Annotated in this window: 9 protein-coding genes; 7 read left to right on the forward strand and 2 right to left on the reverse strand. The window is 48.5% G+C overall.

Annotated features, from left to right (window positions below; all coding sequences use genetic code 11):
- Position 1: 1 nt before the first annotated feature.
- On the forward strand, positions 2 to 10,096 hold the full coding sequence (locus ACI3EW_RS00290) for an MSCRAMM family protein (protein WP_485663246.1): 10,095 nt from the start codon (positions 2 to 4) through the stop codon (positions 10,094 to 10,096).
- The gene (locus ACI3EW_RS00295) at positions 10,080 to 11,138 is read left to right on the forward strand and encodes a hypothetical protein (RefSeq protein WP_185911826.1); all 1,059 of its coding nucleotides are present in this window, start codon (positions 10,080 to 10,082) and stop codon (positions 11,136 to 11,138) included. The genes ACI3EW_RS00290 and ACI3EW_RS00295 overlap by 17 nt, the downstream gene beginning before the upstream one ends.
- Here ACI3EW_RS00295 and ACI3EW_RS00300 read toward each other — a convergent pair.
- On the reverse strand, positions 11,130 to 11,486 hold the full coding sequence (locus ACI3EW_RS00300; RefSeq protein ID WP_118298251.1) for an arsenate reductase family protein: 357 nt from the start codon (positions 11,484 to 11,486) through the stop codon (positions 11,130 to 11,132). The genes ACI3EW_RS00295 and ACI3EW_RS00300 overlap by 9 nt on opposite strands.
- An 89-nt stretch (positions 11,487 to 11,575) precedes the next feature.
- Here ACI3EW_RS00300 and ACI3EW_RS00305 point away from each other — a divergent pair, with 89 nt between their 5' ends.
- The 4 genes from ACI3EW_RS00305 (at position 11,576) to ACI3EW_RS00320 (ending at position 13,749) form a co-directional block, all read left to right on the forward strand.
- Positions 11,576 to 12,109, forward strand: a complete 534-nt coding sequence (locus tag ACI3EW_RS00305; RefSeq protein WP_118532174.1) for a spore maturation protein — start codon at positions 11,576 to 11,578, stop codon at positions 12,107 to 12,109.
- 229 nt (positions 12,110 to 12,338) lie between these two features.
- Positions 12,339 to 12,800, forward strand: coding sequence for a MarR family winged helix-turn-helix transcriptional regulator (locus ACI3EW_RS00310; protein WP_346011198.1), 462 nt, complete (start codon positions 12,339 to 12,341; stop codon positions 12,798 to 12,800).
- A 160-nt stretch (positions 12,801 to 12,960) separates the two neighbouring features.
- Positions 12,961 to 13,425: an ABC transporter substrate-binding protein gene (locus ACI3EW_RS00315; protein ID WP_405580655.1), complete on the forward strand. Its 465-nt coding sequence runs from the start codon at positions 12,961 to 12,963 to the stop codon at positions 13,423 to 13,425.
- Between the two features lie 30 nt (positions 13,426 to 13,455).
- Positions 13,456 to 13,749: a hypothetical protein gene (locus tag ACI3EW_RS00320; RefSeq protein ID WP_405580652.1), complete on the forward strand. Its 294-nt coding sequence runs from the start codon at positions 13,456 to 13,458 to the stop codon at positions 13,747 to 13,749.
- Positions 13,750 to 13,883: 134 nt separating this feature from the next.
- Here ACI3EW_RS00320 and ACI3EW_RS00325 read toward each other — a convergent pair whose 3' ends face one another.
- Positions 13,884 to 14,405, reverse strand: coding sequence for a nitroreductase family protein (locus ACI3EW_RS00325; protein ID WP_118532180.1), 522 nt, complete (start codon positions 14,403 to 14,405; stop codon positions 13,884 to 13,886).
- 232 nt (positions 14,406 to 14,637) lie between these two features.
- On the opposite strand from ACI3EW_RS00325, the gene ACI3EW_RS00330 reads away from it, so the two are divergent.
- On the forward strand, positions 14,638 to 16,014 hold the full coding sequence (locus tag ACI3EW_RS00330; RefSeq protein WP_405580648.1) for a sodium:solute symporter family protein: 1,377 nt from the start codon (positions 14,638 to 14,640) through the stop codon (positions 16,012 to 16,014).
- The last annotated feature ends 27 nt before the right edge of the window (positions 16,015 to 16,041 follow it).

Genomic DNA, 16,041 nt, shown 5'->3' on the forward strand with positions numbered 1-16,041 from the left:
GATGGAAAAGAAGAAAAGAAGGCGATGGATAGCCGGTTTTCTGGCGGTTATCATGACGATCACGGGAGTGGGGATTCCACTCCCGTTCCCGTCCGAGGCATCGGATATATGGCCGCAGAAATCGACGGCACCGTTCTACTGCCTCGATGGAGGAAAAGGATGGAAAAAAGTCGACCGGTATGACATGTATAAATTTGATACGATGCCGTCTCCCCTTACGGAGACGCAGGCGAAACGGCTATTCTGGGCGTATCCGGATAACTGGTCAGCGTTAAAGGACGCGGCAAAAAAATTTGATCCGGGCCTCTATGCGGAAATTGCCTCCACAACATCGAGTGCCAATATCGTAAAATATGTGAAAGACGATGCCGGAACAAAATTTGCCTGGGTGGCTGACAATCCGGAAATCGAAGATCGCGCGATCGCTGCAATGGAGCAGGCGTCATCGGTCGGACTGGCGGCGGGGAAAGAAGCACCGGACGCGATCCGGGGAGCGACTTCAGAAGATACGGCAGTGCCATTCCAGGTACTGCCTTTTTCCGACGGACCGGGGGCACTGGATACAGAATTTGTGCTCGGAAAGGAGTTTATCCGCGATATTGCGAAGATCGAACCTCAGAGTGTCTGGGACAATGGATCGACAGGGGGAAATGTGGGCTGGCTGGATGCCTCCCAGGATAAAAATATTGCAAAATCTGTGATGGGTACAAATCTGTATGAGGTGACCTGGAGCGGAGACGCGATCCGCATCCATAATAACGGCTCGGCGACTGCAAACGAAAATGCGGTCGGCAGCAGTATGACAGATGAAGAAAAATATAATAAGACTACGGTTCGTTATAAGATCACGATGAGAGGAAATTCCGGCTGGTACACGGAAGGCAGCTGGAATCCGGAATATCTCCGGGAGTGGATGGATTTTAAGGTCTGCATCAACGCACCGGAACACCAGAGACTCTACAAAGCGGATATGAGGATCATTCCGTCGGATATGGTATTTTATCTTGTGATCAGCCAGGACGGAGGAGAAAAAGACGAAAGGCAGGAATACGGAGCAGAGACGCCGACACTGGAATTTCAGATCTATCGCCATAAAGAGACTTTTTCGGCGGATTATAATGTCAGACTCGTAAAACATGATGATGAGACGGGAATGCCGTTAAAGGGAAGCCAGTTCTATCTGTATGAAAGATTTGAGGATCAGGATAAGATCTCAAAGGCGGATGGAGAGGGAAAACTTGCGGAAAAAAATTTAAGTTTTCGTCCATGGAGAGACTTCCAGGTGTTTTCTGAAGGAACCACGAATGAAAAGGGTGAAATTACTTATCGCGATACCAGAAAGTATGCCTATGAAAAGACATATTGCGACGGACATGCCGCTCCATCCTGGGCAAATATGCCTGAAGAACAGGGAAAAGGTGATGGGAAAAGCGATGCCTATGAGGAGGCGGCAGAACAGACGCGGGACAATAACCGGGCGGCGGCAAAACAGTGGCTGGAGTTAGCAGAGGCCTGCGAGGCAGAGGCGGACGGCGGATGCCACTTCCACTGGCTTGCAGATGAGAGTGTCTATGACGAAGTGAAGGAGGTATTGGAGAGCGGAGAAGCAGACGGAAGAAGCCGGGAAGGCGCCGGGATGATGCGAAAGAACCGTGCCGCGTCTCAGGATGCATTTGAAGGATCCGGCTGTAAAGCAGATTGTGAAGAGACTTACCGGAAATTTATCGGACTGCGTTTTACTTATACCTGGAAAGAAATCCAGGCGAGAAGTGGGTATATACTCCATGATCTGCATCAGGATGATATTCCGGTGGAGATGATCATGACGGATTCTTCCGAGGCAGGAGCGAATGCGGAGAAGGTGTCCGGAAGCAGCCGCGAGATCGCGGAAAACATCTGGTATTCGGGAAATGGAAGTATGGGTGAGAACAGTGTTTCAGAAAGAAAAATACCGATGGTGGAAAGCACGATGGGAAATGTTCTGAGGAGAACTGCTTCCGACTCAGAAGCTGCGGCTGTCAGGGCGACGGAGTCCAATGCAGAAAAGAAAAGTATTTTCCGGATGCTTTATGACTTGTTCCGGGGAAAAGATCAGGATGAGGAAGAGGAAAATGGAGGATCAGACGGTTGGGGTGAGTTTGAAGGTGTTGGAGATTTTGCGGATATCCTGGCAGATGCAGAGGAAGATGGGATCCGGCATCTGAATACCGGGGATCCCGGAAAATATTCGCATTGTAACGGAGCGGAAAACTGTGGGGATGCATGGCATGTCTATGACCACCGGACGGAAGGACGGATCCATATTACAAAAAAAGATCTGGACCTTTTCCGGGGAGAATCTGATAAGTATTCATCCTACGGGGATACAGAAGGGGACGGAACACTTCAGGGGGCTGTTTACGGTCTTTTCGCGGCGGAAGACATTATCCATCCGGACGCAGAAGTAGCGGGAAACGGGACCCTGACAAATACAGGGATCGTCTACAGGAAGAATGATCTTGTGGCTGCGGCATCGACAGATCAGGACGGAAATGCAGATTTCCTGTGTTATACCGTAAAACCGGGGATGGAATACGATTACGGGGAAGGGAAGATCAGCAAAAGAAATGATATTTCCTGGAACGGACCGGAAAATCTTTATCAGAAGAATACAGAAAAGAACGGAAACTGCTGGATCGGACGCCCGCTGATCCTTGGAAAATATTATATAAAGGAGCTCTCAAGAAGCGAGGGATATGAACTCTCTGTAAATGGAATGGAGCAGCAGATTACAAACCGGGGAAGCGGATATGATGTGCCGGATTCTGTGACAGATGCCAATGGAACTGCGGTGGTTACGATGCCGGAGCTTGCGGCTGCGATGGAAGGCGATGATGGAAGCGGAAAAGGATACGATGAACTTGCATTTGCGGTGAGTTCCTCGGGAACTGCCGGGGAAAACGGAGATGGAGGATATGAGATCCTCGCCTGCGGCTTCCCGGAAGGGACAAAGTTTTATCGTGTCGATACAGGAGAAGAGCTGGTCACAGGACCTCATGTGACGGGAACAGAGACCGTGATCGTGAAAGATGCGGCAGGAAGAACGATATGGAAGCAGGCGGAAAGCGATTCCAGTGACCTTCTCTATCAGCCGGAACGTAACGCAGCGGGAAAGATCACCGGGCAGGAACCGGTGATCCGAATGGAACCGCAGATTTTAAAGGTGGAGCAGATCCCGGAGAAAATACCGATGCGCCTTGAAAATCTGTCTGTCGATGAGGACGATGAACGTTTTCAGGCAAAACTGGAGGAATGTGATCTTTCAGACGAAACAGCAGACGCGTTTCTCTTTTTGAAAGCGCAGACGGAGGAAATCCTCGGAAAGAACGGATATGATGTCCCGGTTACTGCAGGAGGGATCCGTTCTATGGAAACTGCACCGATTTACAACCGGGGAGTGAAAAAAGGTCAGACAGATGTCTGGGGTATGACGACGGAACCAGGAGAAACAGCGAAAAAAACAGTATATGGGGCAGCAGTACAGGAAATCTCTGTCACATGCAAAAAGAATGACAGTATCCTGGATCTCATGCAGAATATTTTCACCTGGTATCAGGAACATCCCCAGTGGAATTTTGGTGGGATCGACATGATCAGAAGAGAAGGAGACCACTATCAGATCACCCTGTACGCCGGGGCATCCTCGATCGGGAATCGAAGATTTTTCACATCGAAAACGGAAAATGGAAGGAAAACGGTGGACTGCGTGTATGCCGTATACGAGGATCCGGTAAATCTTCGCTGGGTCTACCAGGAATATAAAAACAGTGGAAAGTATCGGTTTCAGGTGGACAGACAGTACATGCTCGGGAACGGCAGAGGCAGAAGATATTATCTTGACGCGACACTGACCCCGGTCATGATGCCGGGAACGGATGGAAAACTGACGGAGATCATGCATCAGGTCATGGTTTACCATAAAAAAGGGGAAGACGTGATCGATTACCTGTCTGGAGATCCGGCACATGGATACCGCGTTCCACTTACAAAGACGGAAGATAAGATCGAGATCACGACAGAAAAAGAAGTCGTGGAAAAAGACGTGGAACTTCCGGATGTGGTGAGAGAGGAGAAAAACGGTGTATACAGGATCCATATAAAGACCGCGGGGAAGGATTCTTTTGGAAAAGAATTCAATGATAAAAAGACGAGTCTTACTTTAAACTTTACTGCAAAACTTCCGGAAAAAAGCCATGTTCTGACGGAAAAAGAGATCCGGATGCTTGGAAATGCGAATGTCCGGGGATATCGGGCGGGAGACCGGATCGGCTATGCGGAATACCTTGTAAGGTTTTCGGGTGCAGCTCTTGCAGCGTCTGTTTCGAAGAACCGGGATCTTTCCGATACCTATATTATCGCAAAGCGGCTGATCTATCGCGGGCAGGATAAGATCAGCGAGGACGGGGATACGGGACTGACACCGGCAATTGTTCTTGAGCGGCCTGTGAAACAGAAAATACGCGTGGAAAAAAAGACGGACGACGGAGAAAATATCGGGAATTTCCGCTTTAAGATCTACCTGAAGTCCAATCTGGAACGAATTTTCTGTACAAAAGACGGAGAGATTTCCTGGGCAGATAAAAACGGAAATCCGGTGCAGATCGAAGAATACCGGGAACATTTTCCAGAGCTGGTGCAGAAGATCTATACGAGAAAGGAAATCCGACAGGTACTGGAGACGGTGGCGCGGAGGAAAGATTCTGACCAGGGTGAAGGAACGATTCACGAGTATAACTATGAAAAGTTCTTCGCGGCTATCCGAACGGCGGATACAGATCGCTGGAAGAGAAAGGGAAAACTGTGGAATACGTCATTTAAACCATTTGCGTCCAGCCTTATCAGCGGAAAGAAAAATGAGATCAATACTTCAGAATATGCGAAAGAAAACACAAAGCGCTCGGATGCGGTCCGGCAGTTCGCCATCGACTGGTATCTGAAAGAGGAGATGGAAAATCTGCAGTATAAAGAGAGCAAATATCCGGATGAGCAGTACGACCATGCCTTTTTTCTTGCGATCCAAAAGGCGGAGGAGTATCTGCAGCCATTTTTCCGATATGATCTTGGAAAGATCTACGCGATCGCATGGGACAGCGAGGAGGACGGTGGTTCTGACGGAGATCAGACAACTCTGACCGTTCAAAAGAAAAATGGGGAGACAAAGGAAGAGGCAGCTGCGGCAGTTTCTGAATATCTCCCATACGGAGAGTATGTGATCGCAGAGGAACAGCCATATGCACCTGAATTACTGGACTTTAAGAACAGGCATTATGAGATTGATGCGCCGAAGGAGATCTTCCTTCCGGAGGCAGCAGGACAGTCCGGGGATGATCAGAGAGAAAACTATATTTATAAGAGAGCGTATTCCCCATGGGATCTTGCGAAAAAGTACCTGATCCGCTTCAATGAGGAGTGGGACAAAAATCAGCAGCAGGAGCTGCGGGAGTATGTGATCAGTGCCCACAGCAATGACGGGGATTTTGAAGTTTATCCATATGGCCTCTCAGAAAAAGCAAAGACCGGCCATTATGAACCTTATGGAAACGGGAAGGTGGGGCGATATTATCACTATCGGTCAGACAGCGAATACGGAGCGAAAACGGATGGAAAGGAGACGATGACAGGGGTAAAAACAGCTCGTAACGGAGAATATGCGCCGATGCTGGTTCCATGGAGCATTGTAGATCCGAATGAGCAGAAAGATGACAAGAGCTGGACAGGATATGGAGAAAAATCATTTCTGGACCGGAAATATTATGCTGATGTGAGAATTGAAAAGCTTGATGCGGAAACAGGGGAACCGATCCTTTACGATGACGCAGTATTCGGGATCTACCGTGCAGAGAGAAATGAGGCAGAGAATGGTGATGGAGCTGTAACGTGTTACACGGCTGATACGATGATCCTGGGAAGCAGATATTTTCTGGAAGCGATGGGAGCGAAGGAGATCCGGCCGTTTGCGCGGAAAGCGCCTGGAGCCGGAGAACTCTTTTACGGAACGGTTCCTGCGGGAACGCCGGTCTGTCATGAGGAAGATCTTGTAAGCTTTACGGACAGAGATGGACTGCAGGCGGGAACGCTCCTGGCGATCCCAACAATCCGGGATATTGCGGAAAAGGGGATTCTTCAGGCAACAGGTTACGCGAAAACGCCAAATCCTCTTCCGGCAGGAGTCTATGTGCTGGCAGAGATAAAGGCGCCGTCTGGATATGTACGTTCAGGACCTGTGGCGGTGGAAATCTACAGTGACAGGATCCTGTATTCCGGTGGCTGGACGGAAGAGAAAACGGCAGCATCCGTTTATGGATATGAGCAGGATCCGAAGGGGATCCATCCGAAGAATGTCACGGATACAGCCAGAATCTACGCGGAAAATACCGCAACAATTCTGGAAGTTTCAAAAACAAAGACAATAGATACAACTCGTGGAATGAAGGTATCAGGCCGCGTGGAAGGTACGATCTCTGAACTTCGCGCACAGTATGGACTGGAGAATCTCGACCTTGCCTATGATCATGCAGGGATATACCAGGGATTTGGCTGGAAGAAAGGGACACTGGAGATACTGGAAGAGCGGAAACATGCCGGAGAGAGGGTGGAGCTCGTTTATGAGAACGGTGTCTTTCAGGGATACGGCTATGTGACAAAAAGGCTTGAAACGGCAGATCATGAGAACCCATATGTAACCGGAGCGAAACTTGCGCTTTATGACGCGATCCGGGTAGAAACGACCGGAGATTCCGAGGATTACGCATTTGAAGGTGTGGAGGTCACAAGGGACAGAAACGGAAATGTGACAGATATTGTCGTAAAGGAGGGATATGCAGGAGAAAAACAGGAATTCTCTCGTGAACCAGGATCGGAAAATGATACCCGGGGCGAAGGAATCTGGAAACTCAGGACCGTGAAGAGACCGGATACCCCGGTCCTGCTCTACGATCTCGGGAATCTTGATGTGATAACGAAAGGAAAAGATGGAACTCTTTACGGCTATGACCGGGAAGGGCGGCGGCAGAAGATCACCTTTGATACGAGATCGATCTACGCGCTGAAAAATGGAAAACCTGTATTTGAAGTATCTGGAGGCGATTTCTCAAAACTTGTATATGATCGGAAGTCGAAGGCGTTTACCTCGATGGATCCGGAGACTACGCTGTTTCATCTTGACTCATTCCTGTGCAGGGACGCGGAAACAGATCCCTATACGGGACTGGCATATGTGAGGAAGATGGAGATTGGAAGGTATGGAAGGGAACGACCGGTCTTTTACGTGTGGCCGGTGGTAAAAGAGACGGATTCATCGGGGAATTTGATCGGAAGACGGAAAATATTGACCGGAAGACCGGCAGAAATCGCAGAAGAAACTGAGAATGCCTATATTACTGGGACATGGAACCCGAAAACAGGTCGTTTCGAAAAAAAGATGGAACCAGTTCTCGATGAGTTTGGACTGGTAAAATATTATCCGGAAAGCGGCGCCGTGTACAAGAAAGGAGAATCGGTCTATGACCGGGATGGGGATTATGTGACATACCGGTATGAAGATCTTCTGGAAATGGAGAACCGTGCGGCATACCACTTGAACAGGAGAGAGGATCTTCTTGATGTAGGGGATCCGGAGGATGAGGCGGATGATGTACCTTTAAAACACAGAAAGGGAGAGGTATGGATCATTCCGAATGTATGGGTCAGCGGTGAGAAAACGATCCAGGACGGCAGCACGGATGAGGAGACGGATGGACAGCCGGATCTTTTAAGACGTGTGATCCCGGGAAGCTACATTCTTGAGGAACTGGAGGCGCCGGATGGGTATGTGCGTGCGCTTCCGGCAGCAGTGGAGGTGAATGAGACAAAAGAAATCCAGAGAGTCGTCCTGTCAGATGAGAAGACGAAGGTGGAGATTGCAAAGACAGATGGGACAGAAAGCTATGTTCAGAATATCGAAAACGGGACGGACAGCCAGAATAAAGAAAACGGGACGGAGATCCGCGGATCATACGATCAGAAGTTTGTCAAAGGAGCAAAACTTGCGCTCTTTAAAGCGAAGCGTGTGAATTCTGCGGATCATGAGAAATACCCCAAAGGATACTACCTTGTGAAGGCAGAAGAGACGCCTGCTGTGTGGAGCTCAGAAGACCCGTTGGACAATCACAAAGTTCCGGTGACGGCGCTGTGGATTACGGATGGAAAACCAAAGTATTTTGAGGGAATTCCGGTGGGAAACTATATCCTGGAGGAGCTGGAGACTCCGCCTGGTTATCTTCCTGCTTCGATGGAGATCACAGTGGAAGAGACAAAAGAGCTGCAGAGCTTTGTCCTGAAGGATGACCATACAAAACTGGAGATCCTTAAGTTTGAGAGAAATACGTCCGGCGAGAAAGAAGCGCTGTCCTGGCCGGCGTCTCCCGAATTTGTTCTCTGTGAAGCGGATCTTGATGAAAACGGGGAGGTGAAGATGGAGAACGGTACTTATGGGTACCGGAAAGACCGGATTGCAGACAGTTGGAAGGCAGATGACCTGTCAGAGTACCTTCCGGCGGTCCCGGAGGCGTATGAAAAGATGTTTGGCGAGTATGGAAATGGATTTGAACAGTTTTCATGGAGAAAAGAAATCACGGGACGAGTGATCTCCGGAGAGGCCAGACTTCTGGAGAATAAAGAAACAGAGGATCAGGGGATCATCCTGCAGCTCTGGGAGCTATCGGATGGAAGCAGAATGCAGGTTTCTGTATCCGCAAATGGAAATCCGGAAAAATTAACGCAGAATGGTCAGCCGTCACCGGCATTTGAGTATCAGTTCCGTTACCGTTCCGGATTTTCCGGCAGCTTCCCGGAAGTGACCAGCTACGATACAAGAGGCGGTCTGCACCGGATCGACCGGCTTCCGGAAGGAAAATATGTGCTTCTGGAGAGTAAGGTTCCGGATGGATATCAGGGAGCAGATCCGATGCTGATCACAGTGGATCAGTCCGGAACCGTTATCCGTTATGAAGTGGAAAATAAACGGAAACCGGAGGAACGGGCAGCATTTGGGCGCATCAGGATCAGGAAGACGGATGCGGATGATAAAGATCTGCGGCTTTCCGGTGCCTGGTTTGAAGCTGTCTGTGTACAGACAGGGGAGAAAACTGTGTTTGCGACTGGTGAAGATGGGATCGCGTTATCGCCGGAACTTTCAATCGGATATCTGGATCATGGAGCCTGGATCATGTATGAATATACAGTTCGGGAGCTCATGCCGCCTCCGGGATACGGACGCTGTGAAGAAACCTTTTCGGTCGTGTTTGACAGGGAAAAAGAGGATCTGATCCAGCTGTATGAACTTTCTGTCGAAAATAAAACGACAAGAGCCGGATTCAGTAAACTGGATCTCACGACAGGGGAAGAACTTCCAGGAGCTTCCCTGGAGTTAAAAACTTCTGATGGAAGGCTTGTTGATTCCTGGATATCCGGGAAGACTCCGCATCTTGTAAAAGGAAAGCTGACGGCAGGTGAGAACTATATTCTGACAGAAATATCCGCTCCTGACGGGTACGAGCTCGCGGAATCCATTTCCTTTACAGTGCCGGAGAACGGAAATTTCGTGAAGATCGAGATGACGGATCGAAGAAAGCCGCCGGAGGAACCGGAAACACCGACGGAGCCGGAACAGCCGACAGAACCCGATATCCCGACTTTTCCGGAAACACCGACGGAACCGGAAATGCCGGAGACGCCGGAAACACCAACGGAGCCGGAACGTCCGACGCCATCTGTTCCTGGTGAGAAGCCAAAGAAACCGGTGGAAGCGGAGTGGACAGAGCCTGAGACAGAACCGGAACCGGAACGGAAAAAAACATATGGGACGATCACGGTACGCTATGAACGGGAATTTTCAGGCAGCGGAAAGGGGCACGTCCACCAAAAAGGCAGGACAGATCTCAGAACCCCGGAAACGGGAGATGCGGGAAGACCAGAGCTTGCAGTAACCGGTCTGTTTGTCGGATTCCTTGGACTCTGGTATCTTCACATAAAAAAGGAGAGAGAAGAAAGGAACAATGAACATGAGGATGAAAAATGATGGAAGCCGGAAAATCCGGCTTCCGGTCAGAAAAATATTCGGATTTTTAGGAATGGAGGCAGTTCTCTTATGTGTATCTTTTTTCATGCCTGCATTCGCGGAAAAATTGCCGTCAGAGGAAAGAAAGCTGCAGGTGGAAGAAACTCTGTCCGGAGAAGAGACATCGCCTGCGGAGAAAAAAAGAGAAGAAAAAGAGACTCTGACGTATGAAAGCCCCATATTTACGGGTGGGGGAGAGGAATTTCTACCGGAAGAGACAAGGACCGAGGGCGAAAAAGAATACCGTCTGGTATCAACGCGAATCCGAAACGCAAAGAAAACAGGAGAAATGACGTATGCCCAGGTGACAATCCCATATGATCTGGAAGGAGATGATACAGTGCCGGAGACAGCGGATGTTCCCCTGATCGATGAGGAGTCCGGCACAGAGTTTGAGCGGGAGCTTTCTCTTGTGGATGTGGAAGAAATATCGAGAGAATGGTCAGATACCTTTTCTTTTTCGGTCACGGTTTCCGGGTATGGAGCAGACTCATTTTATCTGGGAGATATGGAGATCCCCGGGAATGCGGATCTTGCTGACTACGGAGAAAAACTTCTGGATCTCGCCGGACTGTCCCGGGAGTATTACCGGGTAGACCGCGTGGAGTGGGACGGCGAACCTTATGAAGATGGGGAGGTGATATGCAGAAACGCAGCCGCAGTTGGAAGCAAACTGGTCCGAAACGTAAAAGCGAAGTACGGCGGTCAGATCCGGACACCGGATCTGGAAGGAAAGCAGTATATTGGAATTTATGAGGAAGTTCTCCCGGAAACGGAAGATGAGACAGGGATCGAACCAGAGCCGGAGATCATGAGCCAGCCGGAAACGATCCCGGATACTTCCGAAGAAACTGTACAGGCAAGTCTCGCAGAGCGGATCATTGAATGGCTGGAGAGCCATATCACGACGATAACGGTGAGTTTTGTAAGTGTACTTTTACTGGCAGCGGGAATCTGGCTGTTTGTGAAAAGCGGAAAAAAGCCAGGGCGTCAGTCACCCTAGCTTTTCCTGCCAGTCTTTTTCCTTAAAACCGGTGAGAACAAAGGAGTCACCGATCACTAACGGACGTTTTACGAGCATGCCGTCAGTTGCCAGAAGGGCAATCTGTTCTTCCTCGCTCATAGTCGGGAGTTTATCTTTCAGTCCCATGGATTTATAGAGAAGTCCGCTGGTGTTAAAGAATTTTTTTAACGGAAGTCCGCTCATTTTGTACCATTCTGTCAGTTCTGCCACACTGGGATTATTTTCCTTGATATGGCGGCTGGTATAAGATACCTGGTGCTCATCGAGCCAGCGCTTTGCCTTTTGACAGGTGGAACACGGCGGATATTCGAGAAAAAGAATATTCATAGTGAAAAACACCTCCATGTGCTTAGTATAATGGATTTTTCCGGAGAATACAATGAAAAGGAGAAGATGTTGATCGGGCGGAAAGAAATATGGATATTCTGATCTTTCTTTCAGAGTTTATGGTACCGCTCACGGTATTTTATATCGTCGGTTCCGGAATCCTTGCAAAACGACCGGTGTTCGATGATTTTCTGGATGGCGCAAAGGAAGGAATGCACACTGTGGCGGATGTACTTCCGACTCTGATCGGACTGATGACAGCGGTGGGAGTTTTAAGAGCTTCGGGGATTCTTGAAGCAGTATCGGAACTTCTGAAGATTCCCGCCGCACTCTGCCATATCCCTGTTCCGGTAATCCCGATCATTCTGGTGAGGATCGTATCCAGCTCTGCAGCCGTTGGTCTGATCCTTGACATCTTTAAAGAATATGGGCCGGATTCTCTGGTCGGAAATATGGTTTCTATCATGATGGGGTGTACGGAGACAGTGTTTTATACCATGAGTGTGTATTTTATGTCTGCACATATCCGAAAGACACGCTGGACATTGCCTGGAGCTCTTGCTGCAACAGCGGCTGGGATCGCTGCAAGTATCTTTTTGACGGGGCAATTATTCCATACCTGATACAGCCGGGTCGGAATGCGAAGCATCGGCATAATCTTGTTACAGCCCGGCGGTGGGGCGTCCGTGTACTGTAGTGTATTTTCACAGAAAAAGCGGAAAACCGGAGAAAATCGGTTGTGTCGTGAATTGGAATCGTTTATAATAAAAGCCGTAAAAAACAAAAGATCCGGGGCGTCAGGAAGATCGGATATTGCGGTTGGACAGCCCAGAGAGGAAGAGGATTCCACGGTTGGACGATTATAAAGTATTGAACGAGATCCTGGTGAGACTGTTCCGCAGCATCATGGACGTTGAAGAGAAGGCGATCATTACCCAGGAGTTCCAGGATATAACAAACAATGATATGCATGTGATCGAGGCCATCGGTATGGGAACACCGAAAAACATGTCATCGATCGCAAAAGAACTCTCTGTCACGGTAGGCACCCTGACGATCGCGATGAACAGCCTGGTAAAAAAAGGGTATGTGAAGAGGGAACGCGGGGAGGAAGACCGCAGGGTCGTATATATCTCGCTTTCGGATAAGGGAAAGAAAGCGTTTATCCACCATGCGAGATTCCATAAAGAAATGATCACCTCGATCCTGGATGAATTTGACGAGGATGAGAAAAAGATCCTGATCCGTGGACTCACGAAGCTGGACAACTGGTTTCGGGATAAGGAAGAGGAGAACAAAACAGGACGTGAATAAAATGCGCACTGCACGATCGCTGTTTCAGCGAGAAGTCAGGTGCGTATTTTTAATTTGCGCGAGACCTTGGCGACTGTCGTGATAGCAGAGAGAAAGCAATAAAAAGTTGAATTAAAAAAGTAAAGCATATATAAATATAACTTAAAAATATTAAGCAAAGTTGATAAAAACAATATTTAATCTTCCGGCGGATGATGTGGACCGGGTTTCCGGTCTGGACGATGTCACGGTTTACTCCACACAGCAGGGGACCATTGCACCGATCATCAATCATAAAGAAGGGCTCTGCGCGAATCAGTGGTTCCGTCAGGCGGTCAGTTATGCACTTGATTATGAGGAAGTCATGACGGCAACCTATGGGGCCAATGGCTTTACGATGGGGGCTTGCTACATGGATGAAGCACAGCCGTTCTGGTACACGGATGCCGGATCTGAGGAATACAATGTACACGATCCGGAAAAGGCGAAAGAGATCCTGAAGGAACATGGATATGATGGAACTCCGCTGAGACTGACAGCAGCGACCCTGAATAAGATGGATTATATGGCAGTGGCCATGCAGTCGGAGCTGGAAGAAGTCGGCATCCCGGTGGAACTGAATATCGTAGACTGGCCGACACTCTAGGCGCAGAGCACCGATCCGACAGCATATGATATGTATATCTGCACATTCTCCCAGGTGCCGATCCCGTCCTTGAAACTCTATTTTGGACCGAACTACGCTGGCTGGAATGATGATGAGACGCTTCAGAGCCTTTTAAATGACATGAACACGGCAACAAACATGGACGATGCGAAAGCAGCATGGGATAAAGTTCAGGAATATTCCTGGCAGTATCTGGCAGTTCTCAACTTTGGTCATTATATTGCAAATTATGCATGGAATGATCATGTAAAAGGCTTAAATTACAGCGGACTCTACTTCTGGAATGCGGGATACGTAGAGTAGATCAGCACAAAGATCCGGATAAAAATACCTGGCAGAGATGGATCGCTTCACTCTGACCAGGTATTTATGTGTCTGTAACTGTATGTGTATAAAGACTGGTACCGCGGTAAACAGCAGCGCCGGAAAGCTTTCGATTATTCGATATAGGCAACTTTTCCGATCCGCTCTTTCGGCTGGATCACAGTATCCGGATCCGGATAGCCTAACGCAGCCATCCCATAGACTACATGATTGGCTGGAACACCAAAATCATTTAAGATGTCACGGATTGCCGGAGTATCGCAGATATTCTGGAGCTGGTTGATCCAGACAGAGCCGACTCCGTAGGAATTGGCAGCTAAAAAGATATTTTCGAGAGCGCAGGCATCATCTTCTTTTCCCCAGTTACTGTCGCGCAGATTGGACGGTATGATGATGGCAGCCGGGCAGTACAGATCATATCCCGGGCGGTTTAATGTGGTTTTGATCGCCTCAGCCAGACGTTTGATGGCATTCTTATTTGTCACCACCGTAAATTTCCAGGTCTGTTTTCCCATACCGCTCGGCGCGTGGAGAGCTGCCTGTACCAGATCATCAAGGATCTCTCTGGAGATTGGAGTGTCGGTGAATTTACGGATGCTTCTTCTTGTAAGGATATTGTTCATGACTTCGTTCATTGAGATGTTCCTCCTGTCAAAATCAGAATGTAAAAAGTTTCGGGAAACATATACCGATTTATTTTATCATATTAGTCGTCAAAACTCCAGAGACCTTAAGAGAAAATTGAAAGAAAAAATAGAAATAATAAACAAAATTAAATATCAATTCCGATTTTTCCTATCACATTTTCACTACTGGTGATATCATATGCCCATAATAATAAATTTCCAAACAGAAAGGGGTAATTGTATGTTAATTGCTACATGGATCGTGACTTTTATTCTGATCATTGCTGTCGGAATCTATGCAGGAACAAAAATCGCACATGCAAATCAGTGGTCCGGCAGTGACCGGTCAATGAGTGCATTTGCGGTTGGCGCGATGTTAGGTGCATGGCAGATCGGAGGCATGAGCGTTGTTGGTGCCGCACAGAATGGTTATACGATGGGTATCGCGGGATGCTGGTACTCGATCGCAAGCGGCGTCTACATCCTTTTCTTAGGACTTCTGGCTGGTCCGCTTCGTAAAAACTTAAAGACAGAGGCGCTTCCGGATTATCTGGAATCCCGCTTCTCGCCGGGCGTTGCAAGACTTCAGTCCTACGTATGGATCATTTTCGGAATCATCTATATTCCGATCCAGTTAAAGACGATCTCATCGATCATCCAGATCGTTCTTCCGGGATTAAATACCGGTCTTGCGATGTTTATCGGTGTTACGATCGCAGCAATCTATACTGGATTCGCAGGAATGAAAGGTTCTGCAGCAATCGGTCGTGTCGTTTGTATCGCAACATATGTACTTCTTATTTTCTTTGTGGGAACACACATTGGAGATTTCGGCGGATATTCCGGACTGATCGCATCACTTCCGGAAGGTTATGACAAGTTAAGCGCAATGCCGACCCAGCAGATCATCGCGTGGGCAGTCGGCGGTCTCTTAAGCTCTGTAGTTCTTCAGTCCGCTCTTCAGCCGATGTTAGCAGCGAAAGACGACAAGACAGCATGCGCAGGCTGCATCATCGGTTATATTCTTGCAGCTCCGATCTGTATCCTGACAGCAATCGTTGGTATGATGGCGCGCGCAGCAAATGACGGTCTCGGTGACGGCGCAACAGCATTCGCATGGGCAATCCGTGATATGAACACACCGGTCATGGCAGGTATCATCTTTGCAGTCTGCACGATGATCATTGCTGCGACAATGGCTACCATGATGATGGCAACCGGTACGATCCTTACCAATATCTACAAGAAACAGATCAACAAGAGTGCGGATGACCATCAGATCCTCAAGGTTTCCCGTTTCGGAACGATCGCAGTTGCGTATGTTTCTCTGTTAGTTGGTTTCTTCATTCCGTCCGCACAGATGACAAATATGTTCTTAACACTTACATACTGTGTAACTTCTCCGTTCAGCTATTCTGTAGTTGTAGGACTTTTCTGGAAGAGAGTGAACGCGAAAGCATCGTTCGCAAGCGTTATCGCAGGTATCGTAACCGCGATTGCATGGGTAGTGCTTGGATTAAACGGAACATTAAACGTTGTATATCCGACGATCGTTGTCAGCTATGTCGTTGGTATTATTGTTACACTGGCAACTTCTCCTGCTGAAAAGACAGCATAACAGAAACTTGGAAGATATGAGCTGCGT

This window comes from Pilosibacter rotomagensis (genome assembly GCF_045062245.2).
In the GTDB taxonomy this organism is placed as follows: Bacteria; Bacillota; Clostridia; order Lachnospirales; family Lachnospiraceae; genus Pilosibacter.